Annotated in this window: 20 protein-coding genes, 1 tRNA gene and 1 riboswitch; of the genes, 12 read left to right on the forward strand and 9 right to left on the reverse strand. The window is 68.3% G+C overall.

What is annotated here, in order from left to right; genetic code table 11:
- Positions 1-65 precede the first annotated feature (65 nt).
- The 5 genes from LRH25_RS08270 (at position 66) to LRH25_RS08290 (ending at position 3,778) form a co-directional block, all read left to right on the forward strand.
- The gene (locus LRH25_RS08270) at positions 66-1,130 is read left to right on the forward strand and encodes a GlxA family transcriptional regulator (RefSeq protein WP_141287159.1); all 1,065 of its coding nucleotides are present in this window, start codon (positions 66-68) and stop codon (positions 1,128-1,130) included.
- A gap of 211 nt (positions 1,131-1,341) precedes the next feature.
- Positions 1,342-1,653: a BufA1 family periplasmic bufferin-type metallophore gene (locus LRH25_RS08275; protein ID WP_141287161.1), complete on the forward strand. Its 312-nt coding sequence runs from the start codon at positions 1,342-1,344 to the stop codon at positions 1,651-1,653.
- 4 nt (positions 1,654-1,657) lie between these two features.
- The gene (gene bufB, locus LRH25_RS08280; RefSeq protein WP_231010819.1) at positions 1,658-2,563 is read left to right on the forward strand and encodes an MNIO family bufferin maturase; all 906 of its coding nucleotides are present in this window, start codon (positions 1,658-1,660) and stop codon (positions 2,561-2,563) included.
- Complete coding sequence (locus LRH25_RS08285) at positions 2,511-3,305, forward strand: HvfC/BufC N-terminal domain-containing protein (protein ID WP_141287165.1); 795 nt, start codon at positions 2,511-2,513, stop codon at positions 3,303-3,305. The genes bufB and LRH25_RS08285 overlap by 53 nt, the downstream gene beginning before the upstream one ends.
- A 20-nt stretch (positions 3,306-3,325) precedes the next feature.
- Positions 3,326-3,778 carry a DoxX family protein gene (locus LRH25_RS08290; protein ID WP_231010821.1) on the forward strand — a complete coding sequence of 151 codons (453 nt, stop codon included), beginning with the start codon at positions 3,326-3,328 and terminating at the stop codon, positions 3,776-3,778.
- 19 nt (positions 3,779-3,797) lie between these two features.
- Here the strand turns inward: LRH25_RS08290 and LRH25_RS08295 are convergent, their stop codons facing one another.
- Positions 3,798-4,985 carry an MFS transporter gene (locus tag LRH25_RS08295; protein ID WP_231011122.1) on the reverse strand — a complete coding sequence of 396 codons (1,188 nt, stop codon included), beginning with the start codon at positions 4,983-4,985 and terminating at the stop codon, positions 3,798-3,800.
- 93 nt (positions 4,986-5,078) lie between these two features.
- On the opposite strand from LRH25_RS08295, the gene gcvA reads away from it, so the two are divergent.
- Both gcvA and LRH25_RS08305 read left to right on the forward strand, forming a co-directional pair.
- The gene (gene gcvA / locus LRH25_RS08300) at positions 5,079-6,026 is read left to right on the forward strand and encodes a transcriptional regulator GcvA (RefSeq protein ID WP_141289702.1); all 948 of its coding nucleotides are present in this window, start codon (positions 5,079-5,081) and stop codon (positions 6,024-6,026) included.
- Positions 6,027-6,152: 126 nt separating this feature from the next.
- Positions 6,153-7,124 carry a Bug family tripartite tricarboxylate transporter substrate binding protein gene (locus LRH25_RS08305; RefSeq protein WP_141289701.1) on the forward strand — a complete coding sequence of 324 codons (972 nt, stop codon included), beginning with the start codon at positions 6,153-6,155 and terminating at the stop codon, positions 7,122-7,124.
- A gap of 29 nt (positions 7,125-7,153) precedes the next feature.
- Here LRH25_RS08305 and LRH25_RS08310 read toward each other — a convergent pair whose 3' ends face one another.
- On the reverse strand, positions 7,154-8,059 hold the full coding sequence (locus LRH25_RS08310; RefSeq protein ID WP_141289700.1) for a LysR family transcriptional regulator: 906 nt from the start codon (positions 8,057-8,059) through the stop codon (positions 7,154-7,156).
- A gap of 120 nt (positions 8,060-8,179) precedes the next feature.
- Between LRH25_RS08310 and LRH25_RS08315 the strand changes: the two genes are divergently transcribed.
- Positions 8,180-9,481 carry a gallate dioxygenase gene (locus tag LRH25_RS08315; protein WP_141289699.1) on the forward strand — a complete coding sequence of 434 codons (1,302 nt, stop codon included), beginning with the start codon at positions 8,180-8,182 and terminating at the stop codon, positions 9,479-9,481.
- 36 nt (positions 9,482-9,517) lie between these two features.
- Here LRH25_RS08315 and LRH25_RS08320 read toward each other — a convergent pair whose 3' ends face one another.
- Positions 9,518-11,260: a tannase/feruloyl esterase family alpha/beta hydrolase gene (locus LRH25_RS08320; RefSeq protein ID WP_231010823.1), complete on the reverse strand. Its 1,743-nt coding sequence runs from the start codon at positions 11,258-11,260 to the stop codon at positions 9,518-9,520.
- Positions 11,261-11,485: 225 nt separating this feature from the next.
- Between LRH25_RS08320 and LRH25_RS08325 the strand changes: the two genes are divergently transcribed.
- On the forward strand, positions 11,486-12,586 hold the full coding sequence (locus LRH25_RS08325) for a porin (protein ID WP_141287772.1): 1,101 nt from the start codon (positions 11,486-11,488) through the stop codon (positions 12,584-12,586).
- Positions 12,587-12,640: 54 nt separating this feature from the next.
- Entirely contained in the window at positions 12,641-13,738 is a 1,098-nt protein-coding gene (locus LRH25_RS08330; protein WP_141287773.1) for an NAD(P)/FAD-dependent oxidoreductase, read from the forward strand.
- Positions 13,739-13,850: 112 nt separating this feature from the next.
- On the opposite strand, the gene LRH25_RS08335 is transcribed toward LRH25_RS08330, so the two are convergent.
- From LRH25_RS08335 to LRH25_RS08350, 4 genes are all read right to left on the reverse strand, one after another.
- Positions 13,851-14,057, reverse strand: coding sequence for a hypothetical protein (locus LRH25_RS08335; RefSeq protein ID WP_141287774.1), 207 nt, complete (start codon positions 14,055-14,057; stop codon positions 13,851-13,853).
- 162 nt (positions 14,058-14,219) lie between these two features.
- The gene (locus LRH25_RS08340) at positions 14,220-14,477 is read right to left on the reverse strand and encodes a hypothetical protein (RefSeq protein WP_141287775.1); all 258 of its coding nucleotides are present in this window, start codon (positions 14,475-14,477) and stop codon (positions 14,220-14,222) included.
- Between the two features lie 399 nt (positions 14,478-14,876).
- A tRNA-His gene (locus LRH25_RS08345) sits at positions 14,877-14,947 on the reverse strand.
- 363 nt (positions 14,948-15,310) lie between these two features.
- The gene (locus tag LRH25_RS08350; RefSeq protein WP_231010825.1) at positions 15,311-15,472 is read right to left on the reverse strand and encodes a hypothetical protein; all 162 of its coding nucleotides are present in this window, start codon (positions 15,470-15,472) and stop codon (positions 15,311-15,313) included.
- Positions 15,473-15,659: 187 nt separating this feature from the next.
- Here LRH25_RS08350 and LRH25_RS08355 point away from each other — a divergent pair, with 187 nt between their 5' ends.
- Entirely contained in the window at positions 15,660-16,022 is a 363-nt protein-coding gene (locus tag LRH25_RS08355; RefSeq protein WP_141287776.1) for a hypothetical protein, read from the forward strand.
- Positions 16,023-16,031: 9 nt separating this feature from the next.
- On the opposite strand, the gene LRH25_RS08360 is transcribed toward LRH25_RS08355, so the two are convergent.
- The gene (locus LRH25_RS08360; RefSeq protein ID WP_141287777.1) at positions 16,032-16,259 is read right to left on the reverse strand and encodes a hypothetical protein; all 228 of its coding nucleotides are present in this window, start codon (positions 16,257-16,259) and stop codon (positions 16,032-16,034) included.
- Positions 16,260-16,539: 280 nt separating this feature from the next.
- Positions 16,540-16,779, reverse strand: coding sequence for a hypothetical protein (locus LRH25_RS08365; RefSeq protein WP_141287778.1), 240 nt, complete (start codon positions 16,777-16,779; stop codon positions 16,540-16,542).
- A gap of 455 nt (positions 16,780-17,234) precedes the next feature.
- On the opposite strand from LRH25_RS08365, the gene LRH25_RS08370 reads away from it, so the two are divergent.
- Entirely contained in the window at positions 17,235-17,453 is a 219-nt protein-coding gene (locus tag LRH25_RS08370) for a DUF3563 family protein (protein ID WP_141287779.1), read from the forward strand.
- A gap of 191 nt (positions 17,454-17,644) precedes the next feature.
- Positions 17,645-17,770: riboswitch (glycine riboswitch) on the forward strand.
- Positions 17,771-17,773: the final 3 nt, after the last annotated feature.

Below are 17,773 nucleotides of genomic sequence, written 5' to 3' on the forward strand. Positions count from 1 at the left end.
CGCATTCAGCCTGCATCATGGGCACCCATGACACATCCCGCGCCAAGACCCAAACGGAGGGCCGCATGAACGATGCCGCCGCGCTTTCCATCGCCCGCCGTGCCAAGCCGGTGATCGACGTGACAGTGGTGCTGACCGAAGCCAGCTTCGCCTCCACTTCCGTCGCGCCGATCGAGATCTTCCATTCCGCCGGCACGCTGTGGAACCTCTTCCACGGCCTCAGCTCCGAGCCGCGCTTTCGCGTGAAGGTGGCGTCGGTGGACGGCGCGCGTGTCACCACGCTGTGCGCACTGGGGCTGACACCCGAATGCGGCATCGAGGACATCGAGGAGACCGACCTCATCATCCTGCCGGCCTCCGGGCTGGACGTGCAGGACCGCATCGCCCGCACCACCTCGCTGCTGCCCTGGCTGCGCAAATGGCACGACCGCGGCACCTACATCGCCGGCATCTGCACCGGTGTGGCCTTCCTGGCCGAATGCGGCCTGCTGGACGGGCGGCAGGCCACCACGCACTGGGCCGTCGCCGACACGCTGAAGGCGCGCTATCCGCAGGTGCTGTGGCGGCCGGACCAGTTCGTCACCGAAGACGGCCACGTGTTCTGCAGCGGCGGCGTGTATGCGTCCATCGACCTCAGCCTGTTCCTGGTGGACAAGTTCTGCGGCCACGAGATTGCGCTGAAGTGTGCCAAGTCGCTGCTGCTGAGCATGCCGCGCAGCAGCCAGGCCGGCTACGCGGTGCTGCCGCTCTCGCTGCCGCATGCGGACAGCAAGATCCGCGAGACCGAGGAATTTCTGCTGGCCCATCTGGCGGAAGACATGGCCACCGAGACGCTGGCCGAGCGCATCGGCATGGGCGCGCGCAGCTTCATCCGCCGCTTCAAGGCGGCCACCGGCCAGGCGCCGGGCGCGTACACGCAGGCGCTGCGCATCGCCTCGGCCAAGGAGATGCTGGAAAGCGGCAAGGTGCCGGTGGCCTTGATCGCCGAGAAGGTGGGCTATGCCGACCTCGCCTTCTTCCGCCGCCTGTTCAAGCGCCACACCGGCCTCACGCCTTCGGACTACCGCGAGCGCTTCGGCCGCATGACCTTCGAGCGCGGGGCTCTGATGCCAGGACGGCAGGCGAGCTGACGCCGCTTCCCCGCCCCCACACGGCCGCTTTTCAGCGGCCGCTTTTGTTGGTGCAGCGAACCTCGCCAGGCCGCTTGGCAGGATCGCCTCGCCAAGTCGGCAGCTTTGCCGTCTTACGAGATCGGGCGCCGGATCAGAAGATTCGCTTGCGGTGTGGGACCTGACACCCACACCGGATTCCTCTCTCACCAACTCCATTTCTGGAACCCTCATGAAGAACCGATTTTTCTCCGTCTCCCTGCTGGCTGCCGCGGCCGGCATTGCCGCTCCGGCCTTGCTGCTGTCGACCGCGCACGCGCAGGACAAGGAGTACCCGCAGGTCGTGAAGGACAACATCGCCCGCGCCACCGCGCAGCACCTGGAGAAGTGCTATGGCGTCAATGCCGTGGGCAAGAACGACTGTGCGGTGGGCAAGCACTCCTGCGCCGGCCAGGCCACGCAGGCGCGGGACCCGCAGTCCATCGTGCTGGTGCCGGCCGGTGTGTGCGCCAAGCTGGCCGGCGGCAACACGCAGGCGAACTGACGCGATGGCGGCCGCGCTTGCCCAGGCCAGCGCGAGGCGTGGTCGCGTGCCGGCTGCCGCCGGCATCGGGCTGCGCTTCCCGCATCAGTCGCAACTGCTGCAGCAACTGCCTGCCGTGGCCTGGCTGGAAGTGCACACCGAGAACTACATGGGCGGCGGTGCCGCCATCGCCGCGCTGGCCGGCATCCGACAGCACTACCCGCTGTCGCTGCACGGCGTGGGCCTGTCGCTGGGCAGCGCCGAGGGCATCGACCTGGTGCACCTGCGGCAGGTCGCCGAAGTGGCGGAGCGGGTGGCGCCCGGGCTGATCTCGGAGCACCTGAGCTGGAGCCAGGCCGGCACCACCTGGCTGCCCGACCTGCTGCCGCTGCCGATGACGGAGGAGTCGCTGGCCGTGGTCTGCCGCAACGTGGACTGCACGCAGGCGCTGCTGCGCCGTGCCATCCTGCTGGAGAACCCGTCCTCTTACCTGCGCTTTGCGCACTCGCCGATCCCGGAAGCCGAATTCCTGGCCGAGGTCTGCCGGCGTACCGGTTGCGGGCTGCTGCTGGACCTGAACAACCTGCAGGTCAGCGCGATGAACCACGGCTGGGACACCGCCGCCTACCTGCAGGCGCTGCCCACCGAGGCGGTAGGCGAGATGCACCTGGCTGGCCACAGCGTGGTGGAGATCGACGGCCACACGCTGCGCATCGACGACCACGGCTCGCCGGTGCCGCCCGAGGTCTGGGCGCTTTACCGGCAGGCGCTGCAGCGCTTCGGCCGCGTGCCCACGCTGATCGAGTGGGACACCGACTTGCCGCCACTGGCCACGCTGCTGGCCGAGGCCGACAAGGCCCAACACCTCCTGGACCACCATGCAAGCCTCATCGCCGCCCAGCCTGCGCGAACTGCAGCAGCTGTTCTCTGACGGCTTGCTGCGGCCCACCACGGCAGCCCAGGCCTCACTCAGCCGGCACCTGTGCAACGAGGGCCTGCCCGCCGCGCAGCGTCTGCAGGTCCACCGCCACACCATCCAGCAGGCCCTCACCACGTCGCTGCAGCTGATCTTCCCCGCGGTGCAAGCCCTGGTGGGCGCGGACTTCTTCGCGTTTGCCGCCACCGAGTTCGCGCACGCTCATCCGCCACGGCATGGCTGGCTGGACGACTATGGCGACGCCTTCCCGGCCTTCATCGCCGCGTTCAAGCCCGCCGCTGGCCTGCCCTACCTGGCCGAGTTGGCGCAACTGGAACGCCTGGTCAACCAGGTGCTGCGGGCGCCGGACGAGCCCCATTGCGATGCGGCCGCGCTGGCCTTGCTGGACGAGGCGGACGCGATGCTGGTGCGGTTCGCACCGCGCGCTGCGTTCCGCCTGCTGGCGGTGCGCCAGCCCATCGACCAGCTCTGGGCCGCGGTGCTGGCGGACGACTCGCAGGCCTTGCACACGCTGGACCTGGACGCCGGCCCGGCCTGGCTCTTCGTCTCGCGCGAGGCGGAAGGCCTGGTGGTGCAGCGTGTGCCAGCGCACGCGTGGCAGTTCGCCCACGCCCTGTGCCAAGGCGAACCGGTAGGCGCAGCTGCGGCCGGCGTGGCCGATGCGGCACCAGCGCTGCTGCAGGCGCATCTGCTGCGCCGGCATTTCCGAGCCTTCTTCCTCTCTTCCCAAACATGACTCAGAACCTCTTCTCACCCATGCCCGCGACACGTTCGCGCCCTGTCTACCGCTTGATTCAGCTGGTCCGTCAGCTCGACGCCGTGCCATACGCCGCGCTGGCCATCCCGCTGCGCTTGGCCGTCGCCTGGGTGTTCTGGAGCTCCGCGCTCACGCACCTGGCCAATTGGGAGACCACGCTGTTCCTGTTCGCGGACGAGTACCGCGTGCCGCTCGTGCCCCCGGAAGTGGCAGCCTGGCTGGGCGTGGCGCTGGAGGTGGCCGCACCCATCGCGCTGCTGCTGGGCCTGGGCACCCGCTTCGCCGCAGCCGCGCTGCTGGGCATGACGGCGGTGATCGAAGTCTTCGTCTACCCGCAGGCCTGGCCCACGCACCTGCAATGGGTGGCCATGCTGCTGGTGCTGCTCTGCCGCGGCCCGGGCGCGTTGTCGCTGGACGCCTGCCTCGCCCGCCGGTTCATGCGGGCGGGTTGAGGGTTCCGGCAGGGCCGAGTCAAGCGGCCTGCAGGCGCGACCGCAGCGCCATCGCCAGCGGAAAGATGGCCAGCGCGGTCAGCGCGGTCGCGAAGGTGGCGCCCTGCACGCCGATGCCGTCGCCGAGAAAGCCGTAGAGCACCGGCGCGACCGCGCCTGAGCCGATGGTGCCGGTGTAGAACAGCGCGAAAGCCCGCTCGGTCTTGTCCGGGTGCGAGAGTTCCGGCACCGTGCCGTACAGCACGGACGAGGTGCCGTTGAGCATCAGGCCCAGCAGCGGCAGCAGCACCAGCGTGGGCGCCAGCGGCGTGAACATCACCGCCACGGTCAAGGCCGCCGTGCCGCCTTCGGTCGCCAGCACGGTGCCGACCACGCCCATGCGCGCGCCCAGCCAGCCACAGAGGAATTTGCCTGCTGCACCGCCTGCGAAGACCAGTGCCAGGGCCGTGCCCACCATCGGTGTCGATGCGCCCTTGGCCTGCAGCAGGAAGGGCAGGAAGGTCAGCAGGCCCATGCGCACCGCGGTGTCGAGCACACCGATGGTGAAGAGCAGGGCGAAGCCTGTGCCGGCACCCCGGTGACCCTCGCTGGCGGGCGCCTCGGCAGCGGCCTGCTTTTGGGGGATGGCGGGCAGCAGCAGCGCAATCGCGGCGGCGGCGATGCAGCCCAACGCTGCCATCACCCACAGCGCGTGGCGCCAGGGCATCAGCGTGATCAGCAACGAGACGGCAGCGGGCAGTGCCGCCTTGCCCAGGTCACCCGAGAAGTTGTAGATGCCCAGGGGGCCACGTGCCTCCCGGCCGTAGACACGCGAGACGGCGCCCGAGGCCAGCGGATGTTGCGTGCTGGATCCGGCGCCCGAGAGCGCCAAGGCCGCGCACAGCCCGAGCAGGCTGCCCGAGGCGCCTGCCGCCGCATAGCCGGCTGCGGCCAGCAGCGTGCCAAGGGCCAGCGTCGCCCGGCTGCCCAGGCGGTGGGCCAGGCGGCCGGCCGTGAGCTGCAGGCTGGCCATGGTGCCGGCATACAGGCCACGCAGCATGGCCAAGGCCCCATAGCTCAGGCCGAAGTCGGCCTGCCATGTGGGCAGCAGCACGTAGATCATGTCGGTGTAGCCGTCATGCAGCGCATGCGCGGCACACGAGACCCACAGCACCCGGGAACGCGAAGCGGCGCTTGGCGAGGGCTGCGCCGCGGTGGACGGTGGCATCGAGGTCGAGTCAAGCATGCGGCCACTCTAGGGCCGCGCTGGCGGCGCTTCAACGGACAATATTTCGCGGCAGCCGGGAGTTAAAGTCACGCCATGAACGGCGAGCCAAGCAGCGAGGGCAGGGACAAGCTGCCGCCCTTGAATGCGCTGCGCAACTTCGAGGCGGTTGCCCGGTGCGGCAGCTTTGCCGCTGCAGCCGCCGAGCTGCACGTGACCCACTGGGCCGTGGGCAAGCAGATCCGGTTGCTGGAAGACTGGTTCGGCGTGCCCTTGTTCGAGCGCCAGGCGCGCGGCGTTGTGCTCACTGACGCAGGCGCGGCGCTGCTCAACGACGTGACCCACGCGTTCGAGCGCCTGGCCGACGGCGCTGCCCGGCTTCGCCACGCTGACATCGTGCGCCGCGTGTCGGGCACCGTGCGAGTGAACGTGCTGGCCAGTTTTGCCCTTTGCTGGCTCCTGCCGCGCCTGGCGGACTTCCATGCGCGCTACCCCGACATCGAGGTCCGGGTGTCCACCACCTCGCGCAAGCTGCGCTATGTCGGCGATGCATTCGACATCGGCGTGCGTTCCGGCAACGAGGACGGCGCCGGCCTGGTGTCACGCCCGCTGATGGCCGACCTGCGCCTGCCGGCCTGCAGCCCGGCGCTGCTGCGCCAGCGCCCCATCCAGGGCGTGGCGGACCTGCGGCAGCACACGCTGCTGCATTCCGCCAGCACACGCACGTCCTGGTCACATTGGCTGAAAGCGGCGGGCATGCCCGAGCTCCGGGTGGTTCGCCATGTCGAATACGACCATGTGTTTCTCCAGCTGGCCGCCGCTGTCGAAGGCCTGGGGGTCACGCTGGCATCGCTGCCGCTGATCGAGAGAGACATCGCGGCGGGCCGCCTGGTGTGCCCGATCGCAGCGCCCACTTGGCGCGCGCCGGACTACACCTTGGTGCTCAACCGCGACCGCGCCGGCGACGATGCCGTTGCCGCCTTCGAGCGATGGATCACGACGGTGGCCGAACAGGGTCCGGTGAACTTGCAACTGCCAGGCTGAGGCATGCCGGATCGGCATAGCAGCTATCGGGACATTGCGCTTGCTCGGGCCGAAACGGGCCACAGAATCGCCGCAGCCACCGGGCTGGCCTTGCGGCGAGCGCGGGACACAAACCCTGGAGACCTCATGACGAAGTTCAACCGCCGGCGGGCCGTGCTGGCCACCTTGGCGCTGGCCGCTGGCACCGCGGTCCGCGCCGCGGAAGCCTGGCCGAGCAAGCCCATCCATTTGATCGTCGGCTACAGCGCCGGAGGTGCGGTGGACACGATTGCCCGCGCGCTGGCGGCGCAGTTGCAGCGTGAGCTGGGCCAGCCGGTGATCGTCGAGAACAAGCCGGGGGCCGGCACCAACCTGGCGATCAAGTCGCTGATCGACAGCCCGCCTGACGGCCATGGGCTGATGCTGGCCGCCAACGCGCTGGCCGCCAACGTGACCCTGTTCCAACCTGCGCCGTATGCGCTGGACAAGGTGCAGGCGGTGTCGCTGGTCGGCCGTGTGCCGGTGGTGATCGCGGCCAATGCGCAAGGCGGTGTGGACTCGATCAAGACGCTGATCAGCCAGTCCAAGGCCAAGCCCGATTCGATCGACTACGGCTCGCCCGGCAATGGCTCGACGCCGCACCTGGCGATGGAACTCTTCGAGCGCGCTGCCGGCATCCGCCTCAGCCATGTGCCGTACAAGGGCGGGGCGCAGGCGGTGACCGACGTCATTGGCGGCCACATCCAGACCGTGGCACTGAATGCGCTGGAAGTGCTGCCACATGCCAAGGCCGGCAAGCTGAAGGTGCTGGCGGTGCTGAGCACGCAGCGCTCGGCCATCTTCCCGGAAGCGCCGACGATTGCCGAGTCCGGCTTCCCGGGTTTCGAGGCCTCGGTCTGGTACGGCCTGGTCGCACCCGTCGGCTTGCCGCCGGCGGCGGCCACGCGCCTGCATCAGGCGGTGCAACACGCATTGGCGCAGGCCGAAGTGCGGGACCGGCTGACCTCGGCCGGCGGCGACGTGGCGCCGGGCAGCACCGCGATGTTCGCCGAGCTGCTCGGCAGCGAGCAGCAGCGCTACGGCAAGCTGATCCGCGAGGCCCACATCCAGCCGGAATGAGCAGCTGAAATGAGCGACTGAAGACAGGCTCAGGGCTGCAGGCTGGTCAGGTGGTGGGCTGCGCGGTGCAGGTGCGCGAGGAAGTGGCGCACGCTGGGCTTGAGCGCAGCGTCCGAGCGGGCCAGCGCCACCAGCTTGGCTTCCAGCGGGCCTTCGGCCACCGGCACGATGTCCAGGAAATCTGCGGCGAACGGATGCGTGGCGATCTGGTGGGGCAGCAGGCCCACGCAGTTGCCGCTGGCGATGATGGACAGCAGGCCCAGCGTGGAGTTGACCACTGCGCCAGCGGGCGGCGGCTTCAGGCCGTGCATCTCGAACAGGATCTTCGCGTAGCCGGTCTCGACGTTGGCACCGGTGTAGACCCAGGGTGCATTCGCCAGGTCTGCCAGCCGGCGCGCACGCGCCAGTGGATTGCCCTTGCGCACCACCACCACCATCGAGATGGGGATCAGCGGCTCGACCGTGAACTCGCCGGGCGGCAGGTGCTCGGGCAGCGGGCCGAGCGCAATGTCCACCTCGCCCTTGCGCAGCCTCGTGAGCTGCGCGATGTAGAGCTCCTCGATGATGCGCAGCTGCACCTGCGGGAACTCCTGGCCGAAAGTGCGCAGCGTCTCGGGGACCAGCACCATCACGGCCAGCGGCACCGCGCCGATGGTCAGCTCGCCGGTCATGCGGCCATCGAGCTGCTGGATCTGGTCCACCGCCTGCGAGAGCTCGCGGTCGGCCGCCACGGCGCGCTCGTAGAGCACCATGCCTTGCGCGGTGGCAAACACACCGGTGGTGGAGCGCTGCAGCAGCGTGGTGGCCAGCTCACGTTCGAGCTCGCGGATCATCTTCGTCAGGGCCGGCTGGGACAGGTGCAGGCGGCGTGCGGCGGCGCGCAGGCTGCCTTCTTCGACGGCGGCCACCAGGGCGCGCAGGCTGGTGAGCTTCATCGGAAAATGATAACCACGCGTTATTGCGCTGTGTGTTGCGACATCTTCTGAATCGCGGGGGCGATTTGTAAAGTCCGCCGACAGTCAACACAGTGGCCGCAGTGCGCGGCAGCAGCCCTCATGGCGACCATCATCGGCGGCATTGCCGCGTCCCACACGCCGACGATCGGCTTTGCCTACGACCGCGACAAGCGCGACGACCCGGTCTGGGCGCCGATCTTCGCGGCCTTCGATCCGGTGCGGGCCTGGCTGGCCCAGCAGAAGCCCGACGTGCTGCTGTTCATCCACAACGACCACGTCACCTCGTTTTTCTTCGACCACTACTCGGCGTTTTCGCTGGGCGTGGGCGGGCAGTGGGAGGTGGCAGACGAAGGTGCCGGCGCACGCGACCTGCCAGCCATTGGCGGCGACCCGGCATTCGCGGCCCACCTCGGCCGCTCGCTGATGGCCGACGAGTTCGACATGTCCTTCTTCCAGCGCCGGCCACTGGACCACGGCTGCTTCTCGCCGCTGTCCATGTTGTGTCCTCACGAGCAGGCCGGCGGCTGGCCGGTGAAACTGGTGCCGCTACAGGTCGGCGTGCTGCAGTTCCCCATTCCCACCGCGCGCCGTTGCTTCCGCCTGGGCCAGGCGCTGCGCCGCGCCGTCGAGAGCTACCCCGAGCCGCTGCGCGTGGCCATCGTCGCCACCGGCGGCCTGTCGCACCAGGTGCATGGCGAGCGCGCCGGCTTCAACAACACCGAGTGGGACCAGCGCTTCCTCGACCTGTTCGAGCGGGACCCGGAACGCCTGGCCCAGATGACCCACGCCGAATACGCCGAGCTCGGCGGCGTCGAAGGCGCGGAAGTCATCATGTGGCTGGTGATGCGCGGTGCATTGTCCTCACAGGTGCGCTGCTTGCACCGCAGCTACTACCTGCCGTCGATGACCGGCATTGCCTCTGCCGTCTACCAGAACCTGGCGCAGCCGGCCACCGCGGCCGAGCAGCAGCGCCAGGCGGCGCACGTGAATGCGCAGCTGGCCGGCGTCGAGAAGCTGCAGGGCAGCTACCCGTTCACGCTGGAGCGCAGCGTCGGTGCCTACCGCATCAACCAATTCCTGCACGCGCTGATCGAGCCGGTGCACCGCGCCGCCTTCCTGGCCGACGAGGAGGCCGAGTTCGCGCGCGCGGGCCTGTCCGACACCGAGCGCGAGCTGCTGCGACGGCGAGACTGGCGTGGCCTGATGCACCACGGTGCGATCTTCTTCGTGCTGGAGAAACTGGGCGCGGTGATCGGCGTGTCCAACCTGCACATCTACGCCGCAATGCGCGGCCAGTCGCTGGAGGAGTTCCAGCGCACGCGCAACGCGCCGGGTGCGCTGTATTCGGTGGCCGGCAAGGAAGCCACCGGCCTGAGCTGGGCGAGCAGTCCTACCGCGTAGGGCCGCGTCGCTCAGCTCGGCGGCCGTGCCGGGCCTTCAGCGCACGCTGGGCGCGTAGGGCCGGAAGAAGTCGTCGCCACGCCAGGCCGGCAGCGCCGGCACGCTGGGCGGCAGCACGCCGCTGTAGCTGCTGGCGGTGTTGGGATCGCCCTTGCCGTCATGCACTGCCATGGCGGGGTACGGGAAGACTGGGCGCAATCGCGCGTTCGGGGCCACGGTGGTGGCAGGCGGCGCACCGGGCGCTGCGGCGGCTGGCGCTGCGCTGGCACCGGCGGCAGTGGGTTGGCCGAAGTTGCTTTTGGCCTCCTTGGGACTGGGTGCGCGGGCGACGACGGCCTGCGGCGCCACGCCGCGTTCGACCCAGTCCAGCAGCGGCGTCAGGAAGTCCACCGCACTCGGGCCTTCGCCACTGCCGCAGTGGTACACGCCGGGCAGCAGGTACAGGCGGGTGAAGGCCTCGGCCTGCGCGGCGCCCATCACGCGCTGGACGGCGTTGAGGTAGGCGACCGTGTTCAGCGGCGAGATGTGCGGGTCTGACCAGCCATGCCACAGGATCAGCTTGCCGCCGGCCTTGGCAAAGGCCGAGAGGTCGGGGTTGGTCGCGTCGAACAGCGGGCGCCGTGCGCGCAGGCGGTCGAAGGTGGCGCCGTCGAACGGCAGGTCGGCGAGGCGGAAGTCGGCTGGCGGGTCGGTCTCGAAGCTCAGGTTGCGCAGCGCGTCCAGTGCGATGCGTTCGCTGAAGATGGGCTGGCTGGCGCTCTCCGGCACGAACACGCCGGCCCAGGCCAGCTCGGAGCCCGGCATGGGGCCTGCCACGGTCAGGCGCTCGCCGGTTTCGGGGTCGCGCGGGCCGTCGTACAAGCGGCGCACGGCTTCGAGCTCGGCTTCGTTCAGGCATTTCGCACTGGCGGCCACGCCGGGTTCGCAGCGCAGCGGGGCCAGGTCCACGTAACAGGCGCGCGGGTTGGCGATCAGGCCATCGGCCTGGCCGTCGAGCTTGTCGCATTGCGCGAGCACGGCCTGGTGCAACAGCGGCAGCTTGGAGGCCACGAGTACGGCCTTGCCGTCCAGGCCGGTGTTGCTACGCGCCTGCCAGGCGTGGTACATGCTGTTCTGCACCTGGAAGTTCAGCGCGCCGGCACCGGCGATGATGCCGTCGAAGTCTTCCGGGTAGCGCTGGGCCTCGATCAAGGCTTCCCGGCCGCCGTCAGAGCAGCCGGTGAAATAGGACCTGGCGGCCGGCTTGCCGTAGAAGCTGCGGATCAACTGCTTGGCGGCCAGTGCAGTGAGGTGCACCGCGCGGTGCGCGAAGTCCGCGCGTTGCTGCGGGTCACGGCCAAAGTCACCGCTCATGCCCTGATGGCCCATGTCGGTCGAGGCGATGGCAAAGCCGCCCGCCTGCAGCGGCAGGCAGCCCTCGGCGGCGCCCACTTCCAGCGACGCGCGGCCGCACAGCCCGCCGCAGCCGACCTGCAAAAAGCGCCCGGTCCAGGTCTTCAGCGGCAGCGTCATCACGAAGCCGACGCTGGGCGCCAGCTGGCCTTCCACCGCGCAGACGAGTGCGCCGCCGTTGGTAGTTTCCCTGGCGCTGGTGACGCGGCTGCCATCCCCGCCGATGGCGCTCAGGTCCGCCTTCAACAGGCTGCTGCAAGCCTGTGCCGGCTTGAGGGGTGCAGGCTTCGCAGCAGTGGCCGCCAGGGCCTGGATGGACGCGAAGACAAGGCAGCCGAACAGCAAGGTCGATGCGGTCCTCAGACGGACAGGTAAGGGCAGGGTCATGGTGTGAGCGAGTGGCCTCAGAGGTCGGTCAGGGCTGGCCATGATTGGCGCATCAACGGGGCATGTCAACCGCCGGCACGGGTGTGGCTGACGCGATAACGCCGGGTAATTGCGCCACCGGTTCCGCCATCTTCTGACGCTGGGGCCGGCTTCCTACACTGCGGCGCTCATTCAATCAGCACGGTGGCGCCACGATCACCGCCAGCCCTACCGGAGACAGCCGACATGCATCGATCCCTGCTGAACCTGGCCGCCTTGGCCATGCTGGCCTCTGCCAGTTTCGCCACCCAGGCCCAGACCGTGACCATCTACGGCCTGCTCGACCAGTCGGTCGAACACCTGACGAACGTGGGCGCAGCCAGCACCGGCACCAACCGCCTGCCGGGCCTGACCGGCACGGTGCCTTCACGGCTGGGCTTCCGTGGCACCGAGGATCTGGGTGAGGGGTTGAAGGCGGTGTTCACGCTGGAGCAGGGCCTGGGCCTGGACACCGGCACCTTCAACCAGGGCGGGCGGGTGTTCGGCCGCCAGGCTTTCGTGGGCCTGACCGGCAACTGGGGCAGCCTGACGCTGGGCCGCCAGTACACGATGCTGTTCTGGTCGCAGCTGGATGCCGACATCCTTGGCCCCAACGCCTATGGCTCGGCCTCGCTGGACAGCTACCTGCCCAATGCGAGGGCCGACAACGCGGTGGCCTACCGCGGCACGTTCAACGGCTTTACGGTGGGCGCCACGTACAGCCTGGGCCGCGACTCTGTCAACGTGCCCAGCCCTTCGGGCACCAACTGCGCCGGCGAAAGCGCGGCCGATGCGCAAGCCTGCCGCGAATGGTCCGCGCTGGCCAAATACGACGCGCCGAACTGGGGCCTGGCGCTGGCGGTCGACCAGATCCGCGGCGGCACCGGCGCCTTTGCCAGCCTGACCAGCAGCACGCTGACCGACCGGCGCGCCACGGCAGCCGGCTGGGTCAGGTTCGACGCACTGAAGCTCGGCGCCGGCGTGATCTCGCGCCGCAACGAAGGCAGCGCCACCACGCCGCGCAGCGGGCTCTGGTATGCCGGCGCGGCCTATGCCGTGACGCCAGCCTTCACGCTGGACGGCGAGCTGTTCCGGCTGAGCTACAAGGACAGCGACAACAAGGCCACGCTCTACGCGCTGCGCGGCGCCTACAGCCTGTCCAAGCGCACGGCGATCTACGCGACAGCCGGCCGCATCGGCAACAGTGGCACGCTGGCGCTGGCGGTCAGCAATGCAGCCGCGGGCAACGGCCCGGTGGCTGGTGGTGTGCAGGTGGGCATTGCGGCGGGCGTGCGCCACGCGTTCTGACCATCGCCCCTGAACCTGCGAGACTGGGCGCCAGTCTGCAGGAACGGGTGAGTGATGGAACGAGTGGATTGCATCGTCGTCGGTGCCGGCGTGGTCGGGCTGGCCGTGGCCCGCGCGCTGGCCCTGCGTGGCTTTGAGACCGTGCTGCTTGAGCGCGAGCACTGCATTGGCAGCGGCACCAGCTCGCGCAACAGCGAGGTCATCCACGCCGGCATCTACTACCCCACCGGCTCGCTGAAAGCCGAGCTGTGCGTGCGCGGCAAGCAGCTGCTGTACCACTACTGCGCCAGCCACGGCGTGGCGCACCGGCGCTGCGGCAAGCTGATCGTTGCGACCTCGGCCGAGCAGCGCGACACGCTGGAGAAGCTGCAGGCCACTGGCCATGCCAATGGTGTGAGCGAGCTGGCGATGGTCAGCGCTGCGCAGGCGCGGGCTGCCGAGCCGCAGCTGCGATGCATGGCCGCGCTGGAGAGCAGCAGCACCGGCATCGTCGACAGCCACGGCCTGATGCTGGCGCTGCAGGGGGACTTCGAGCAGGCAGGCGGCATGCTCGCCTATGACGCGCCGGTGCTGGGCGGTGAATGCGGGGCCGAAGGCATCACGCTGCAAGTGGGCGGCGAGCAGCCGATGGCGATCCACGCGGGCCTGGTCGTCAACAGTGCTGGTCTGCACGCACAGGCGCTGGCCAGCGGCCTGGCCGGCTTCCCTGCGGAACAGGTGCCGCCGCTGTACCTGGCCAAGGGCAACTATTACAGCCTGGCCGGCCGCTCGCCGTTTTCGCGGCTGATCTACCCGGTGCCCGAGCCGGGCGGGCTGGGCGTGCACCTGACCATCGACCTCGGCGGCCAGGCCCGTTTCGGGCCGGACGTGGAATGGGTGGACACGCTGGACTACCGGGTCGACCCGGCACGCGCCGATGCGTTCTACGCGGCCATCCGGCGCTACTGGCCCGGCTTGCAGGACGGCGCCTTGCAGCCGGGCTACGCCGGCATTCGCCCGAAGATCAGCGGGCCGGGCGAGGCGGCGGCCGGCTTCCTGATCCAGGGCGAGGCCGCGCATGGCGTGCGCGGCCTGGTCAACCTGTTCGGCATCGAGTCCCCGGGGCTGACCGCTTCGCTGGCGATTGCAGAGCGGGTGCTCGCGGCGCTGTAGCGCGCAGGCGAAAAAAAGCCCCGCGGTTGCGGGGCGAATGAGTGGTCAGTGGGACCAGTCGATCAACTTGACATTCGGACAGCCACATCACACCGGCACATGGCCGGGGCGCTCAGCCGTTGATGCTGCGCTTGCCGGTGACCACGACCACCTGGGTCGGGGCGCTCGGCGTGGCCTGGGCGAACTGTTCGGCCTGGACCTGCCGGTCGGCGTAGTGGCTCAGGCTGGCCAGCACGGTCAGCGTGACGGTGGCGGCCAGTGCCAGGAAAGGGGCGCGGGTGCGAAGGCTGGTGGTGTTCATGAACGTGAAGGGGGTCATTTGGGGCTCCTTGCGGTGTGCGGTGGGTGTCGATGGATGTACTTTAGGCAGCCGCGATCCCCGCCGCGACCGTCTTGCGACAGGCGGGGCCGGCAGGTGATTGAGTTGCCTTTGCAGGCGATGAGTGGTGGCCAGCTGGCCACTGCCGTGTGGCGCAGAGCGTCAGGTGCTCAAGGGCTTGCCGGGCGGCGGCACGGCCGAGGCCGGGGCTTCCGGCGCATCGTCCAGAAACAGCGCCGGCACGGCGGCAGCCGCCTCGGGCAACTGCGCGTCAGCCAGTTGCGAGCCCTGGCGCTGGGCTTCGGCCACCTGCACCAGGCCGGCCAGCAGGCTGAAAGTCATCACCGCGGCCATCAGCAGCAGGCCACTGCCCAGGCTGTCCAGCAGGGCGTTGGCAAGGGAAGAGATCCGGGTCTTCATCGGAAACTCCTTTCAATGGTTGAACCGCCAAACCGTGGCTCACAGCCTCGGCCCGGCGCTTGTCTGCGGTGTTGCGCGCTTGCCGGTGTCGGGTGAAGCTGCGCCTCAGTCGCGGAAATAGTCCTGGCGCAGTGCGCCGTCAAAACGAGCCGCTGCGCAGGCAGCACTGCATGAAACCGGCGCGCCGAACCGCAGGGGCAGGGGTCTTGGCGCCCCAGCTTCTCCAGCAGTTCCTTGTCGCCATGCACCACCCGCGCGCCGCGCTTGACGCCGGTCTCGGACGGGTAGCCTTTGCGGCGCTTACGGGTGGGTTCGAAAGCTGAAGGCTTCAGCCGCCTGTGGGTTGTACTTCTTCATGATGTCCTCCTGTTTTTGGGGTGAAAGCGCGATGCGCTCAGGGGTGGCCGGCCGGGATCGAACCGACATCAGTGGCATCACAAGCCACGGCTCTGCCATTGAGCTACGGCCACGCCTGAGCGCACTTGGTGAAAGGTTCCGGTGACGGGTTCCGGTGCCGCCCAATCTTTGCGGCCGATTTCCGCCTTCGAAGCGTGAGCTCGACGAAGGCTTCGTGAAACATGGGTCTTCAGTCCCATCACGGTTGTGCTCCAGCGCGAACGCAAGACCCCGAAGGCTTGCGCCGTGTTCTCGCTGCACGACACGGGCGTCCCCGTGGCGCACATCCTGGCCGCTCTCACACAGAGAAAGCGCACTGCTCGGCCGTTTTGCCGAAACACACCCGTGATGGGACAGAAATTCAGAAGGTCAAAAGCAACAAGGCCCGGATCCTTTCGGATGCCGGGCCTCGATGGATTCGAGTAGGAGGCAACGCGCTATGCGCTGGCCTCGCCCGGGGGCATGTTGTGGCTGTGATCACCGGCCTGGCTGTTCAAACCGCAAACGTTTGCAGACAAGCCTGCAAACCCTGCACCCATGCCGGTGCACTGGCCCGAAAGGGGCAGCGAACGCTTGGCGATGAAGGTGGCGGAGTTCACGGTGAGACTTCGGTTGGGTTGGAACGAAAGACCTGGTGATCGGTGGAACCCGAAGGTTCCGGTGCCGTGAGCAGTGGAAGCCACTCAGCAGCGAATGGGTGAACTGTAAAGAGTCTTCACTTCTGCGTCAAGCGGGTGCGACAATCTTTGTGTTCCAGATCGTGTCTTCGCCGCCACAACCGCTTTCGTGTCAGACAACCTCACCGTGAATCGCCGCCAGAACGTGCTGGCCTTGTTTCAACGTTATGCCGAGTCGCAGATGCGGGCTGGCGTGCCGCCCAAGGGCATGGAGCAGGCCTTTGCGCAACAGCTGCAGATCAGCCCCAGCATGTGGAGCCAGATCAAGAGCAGCCGGCCCATCGGTGACAAGCTGGCGCATCAGATCGAGGTGGCGTGCGAGCAGCCGCTGGGCTGGCTGGACGGCGAGCATGTGCCGCAGTCGCCGAGTGCCGCCGAGCAGCAGTTCCTGGCCTTGGCGCAGGAAGTCTGGCGCGGCACGAATGCAGAAGGGCGCAAGCGCCTGAAGCAGTTGCTGAAGGAACTTCGCTGAGCGCTTGGCTCAGACGGCGCTGCGCTTGCCGCAGACCACGACGACCTGCACCGCGCCTTGCGAAGCGGCCTGTGCGACCAGCGCATCGTCCGCCTGGGCATTGGCGATCTGCGACATGCCGGCCAGCACGCTGAAGGTCACCATCGCGGCCAGGCTGAGGAAGCCGGTGCGGGCGGCCTTCGAGCTGGCTTGGAATTCGCGGGTGTTGACGTTGGCGGTGCTGTTGGGGGTGGTCATTTGAGGCTCCTGCTGGGCTGCAAATCGTGTTTCGATGGGTGGACTTTAGGCAGCGCCGCTTGCGCTTGCGACCGGGATGCGACGAGTTGCCGCAGCGCCTGGCCAAACTGCTGCCCGCAGGGATGAACGGCAGCGGCTGAACTGTGTGGAGAAGGTCTACCGGGACGTCTACTCAGTGGTGCGTCGACCGGCTGCTGCAGCGGCCCGCTGGCGTTCGGCGCCACAACGAAAAAGGCCCCGCAGTGCGGGGCCCTCGGCGCGGGATCGACGCGACTGGGTGTCAGACCCGCTTGCCGGTCACGACGACGATCTGCAGCGGCATTTCGTTGGCCGGCACGGCGCTGGCGAGCATCGTCGCGGCGTTGCTGCGGGCCTGGGCCAACTGCACGTCCTGGACTTGCTGGCCGGCGATGTGGGTCACGCCCGCCAGCACCGTCAGTGTGACCACGGCGGTCAGACCGGCGAAGCCGGCGCGGGCGGCGTTGGAAGCAGCGGCGAAACGGGTGGCGGTGGCGGTCATGGTGGGCTCCTGGTGCGGTTCGGGGTGTCGATGAGTGGACTTTAGGAAGCCGCGGCCTGCGGTGCGACCGGGATGCGACGAGTTGCCGGTTTGGCCGTGCAGAAGGTTCGATTTGCTGACGAAACGTCGGTGGCCGGCAGCGAATTCGCGTTTCGCGTTCTGCGATTGGGGCACTCAGTGAGCGGTGCTGGGCGGCATGTCAAAGTCATGCTGTTTGTGCATAACCCGATGCGAAGGCACTTTGGATCTGGTCTGGTGAAAAGGCGGTTTTGCCAATGAAAACAAGGCTTTGCGTCGTGAAATGCGGCCGTTTCTAGGGCCTTGTTAACCGATCCCTCGCCAGCACGATTGAGTGGAAACCCTTAGACTACATTGCATACAAAAACCAAACCGGGCTGTCCGGAGCCACCGCTCCGAGAGATGGCCCTCCATCAGCCCCAAAAAGGGTACAGACCATGACCTCCGTTCAAAACACCTACGCAACTGTCCGGCGTTTCATCGCCCAACTGACTACCCCTTCGCAACGCGGCCAGGACGCCAGCCGTGAAGACGACGAGCGCTACCTGTCGCAAGCCGTCGACATGGGCGACCTGGAGCGGCGCATTCGCCGGCTCGAGCGCGGCACCGTCGAGAGCGCGCACACGCAGCTCAGCATGATGAGCTGGAGCCACTGAATGCGTTCCGACCTGATCCTGGCGATCCTGGGCGCCTTCCGTGCGGCATTTGCCGCGCCGGTGCGTCCCGCGGCTCCCGTGCCGCGTCGCCCGCTGTAAACTGATCTTCTTCCAGGAGAAGCCGAAGCACTTGTTGCTGAAGCTGCCGAAGGCGTACCCCTCAGAACGCTCAGGCCCAAAGACTGGAACCATCTCGACAAACTGGAGAGCGTTGCACGGCAGGCCTTGAAAGCTTCGCCGATGGCAGCCGCCGAAGGGGCAAGCGCCGCGGGGAACCGCGGCGTGAATCTCTCAGGCAAAAGGACAGTGGGGGCAGTGGC

The sequence above is a fragment of the Ideonella azotifigens genome (assembly GCF_021043325.1).
Lineage (GTDB): Bacteria > Pseudomonadota > Gammaproteobacteria > Burkholderiales > Burkholderiaceae_C > Ideonella > Ideonella azotifigens.

Coding starts and splice junctions, on each gene's coding strand:
- LRH25_RS08270 (WP_141287159.1), top strand. CDS start 66: ATGAACGATGCCGCCGCGCTTTCCATCGCCCGCCGTGCCAAGCCGGTG.
- LRH25_RS08275 (WP_141287161.1), top strand. CDS start 1,342: ATGAAGAACCGATTTTTCTCCGTCTCCCTGCTGGCTGCCGCGGCCGGC.
- bufB (WP_231010819.1), top strand. CDS start 1,658: ATGGCGGCCGCGCTTGCCCAGGCCAGCGCGAGGCGTGGTCGCGTGCCG.
- LRH25_RS08285 (WP_141287165.1), top strand. CDS start 2,511: ATGCAAGCCTCATCGCCGCCCAGCCTGCGCGAACTGCAGCAGCTGTTC.
- LRH25_RS08290 (WP_231010821.1), top strand. CDS start 3,326: ATGCCCGCGACACGTTCGCGCCCTGTCTACCGCTTGATTCAGCTGGTC.
- LRH25_RS08295 (WP_231011122.1), bottom strand. CDS start 4,985: ATGCCACCGTCCACCGCGGCGCAGCCCTCGCCAAGCGCCGCTTCGCGT.
- gcvA (WP_141289702.1), top strand. CDS start 5,079: ATGAACGGCGAGCCAAGCAGCGAGGGCAGGGACAAGCTGCCGCCCTTG.
- LRH25_RS08305 (WP_141289701.1), top strand. CDS start 6,153: ATGACGAAGTTCAACCGCCGGCGGGCCGTGCTGGCCACCTTGGCGCTG.
- LRH25_RS08310 (WP_141289700.1), bottom strand. CDS start 8,059: ATGAAGCTCACCAGCCTGCGCGCCCTGGTGGCCGCCGTCGAAGAAGGC.
- LRH25_RS08315 (WP_141289699.1), top strand. CDS start 8,180: ATGGCGACCATCATCGGCGGCATTGCCGCGTCCCACACGCCGACGATC.
- LRH25_RS08320 (WP_231010823.1), bottom strand. CDS start 11,260: ATGACCCTGCCCTTACCTGTCCGTCTGAGGACCGCATCGACCTTGCTG.
- LRH25_RS08325 (WP_141287772.1), top strand. CDS start 11,486: ATGCATCGATCCCTGCTGAACCTGGCCGCCTTGGCCATGCTGGCCTCT.
- LRH25_RS08330 (WP_141287773.1), top strand. CDS start 12,641: ATGGAACGAGTGGATTGCATCGTCGTCGGTGCCGGCGTGGTCGGGCTG.
- LRH25_RS08335 (WP_141287774.1), bottom strand. CDS start 14,057: ATGACCCCCTTCACGTTCATGAACACCACCAGCCTTCGCACCCGCGCC.
- LRH25_RS08340 (WP_141287775.1), bottom strand. CDS start 14,477: ATGAAGACCCGGATCTCTTCCCTTGCCAACGCCCTGCTGGACAGCCTG.
- LRH25_RS08360 (WP_141287777.1), bottom strand. CDS start 16,259: ATGACCACCCCCAACAGCACCGCCAACGTCAACACCCGCGAATTCCAA.
- LRH25_RS08365 (WP_141287778.1), bottom strand. CDS start 16,779: ATGACCGCCACCGCCACCCGTTTCGCCGCTGCTTCCAACGCCGCCCGC.
- LRH25_RS08370 (WP_141287779.1), top strand. CDS start 17,235: ATGACCTCCGTTCAAAACACCTACGCAACTGTCCGGCGTTTCATCGCC.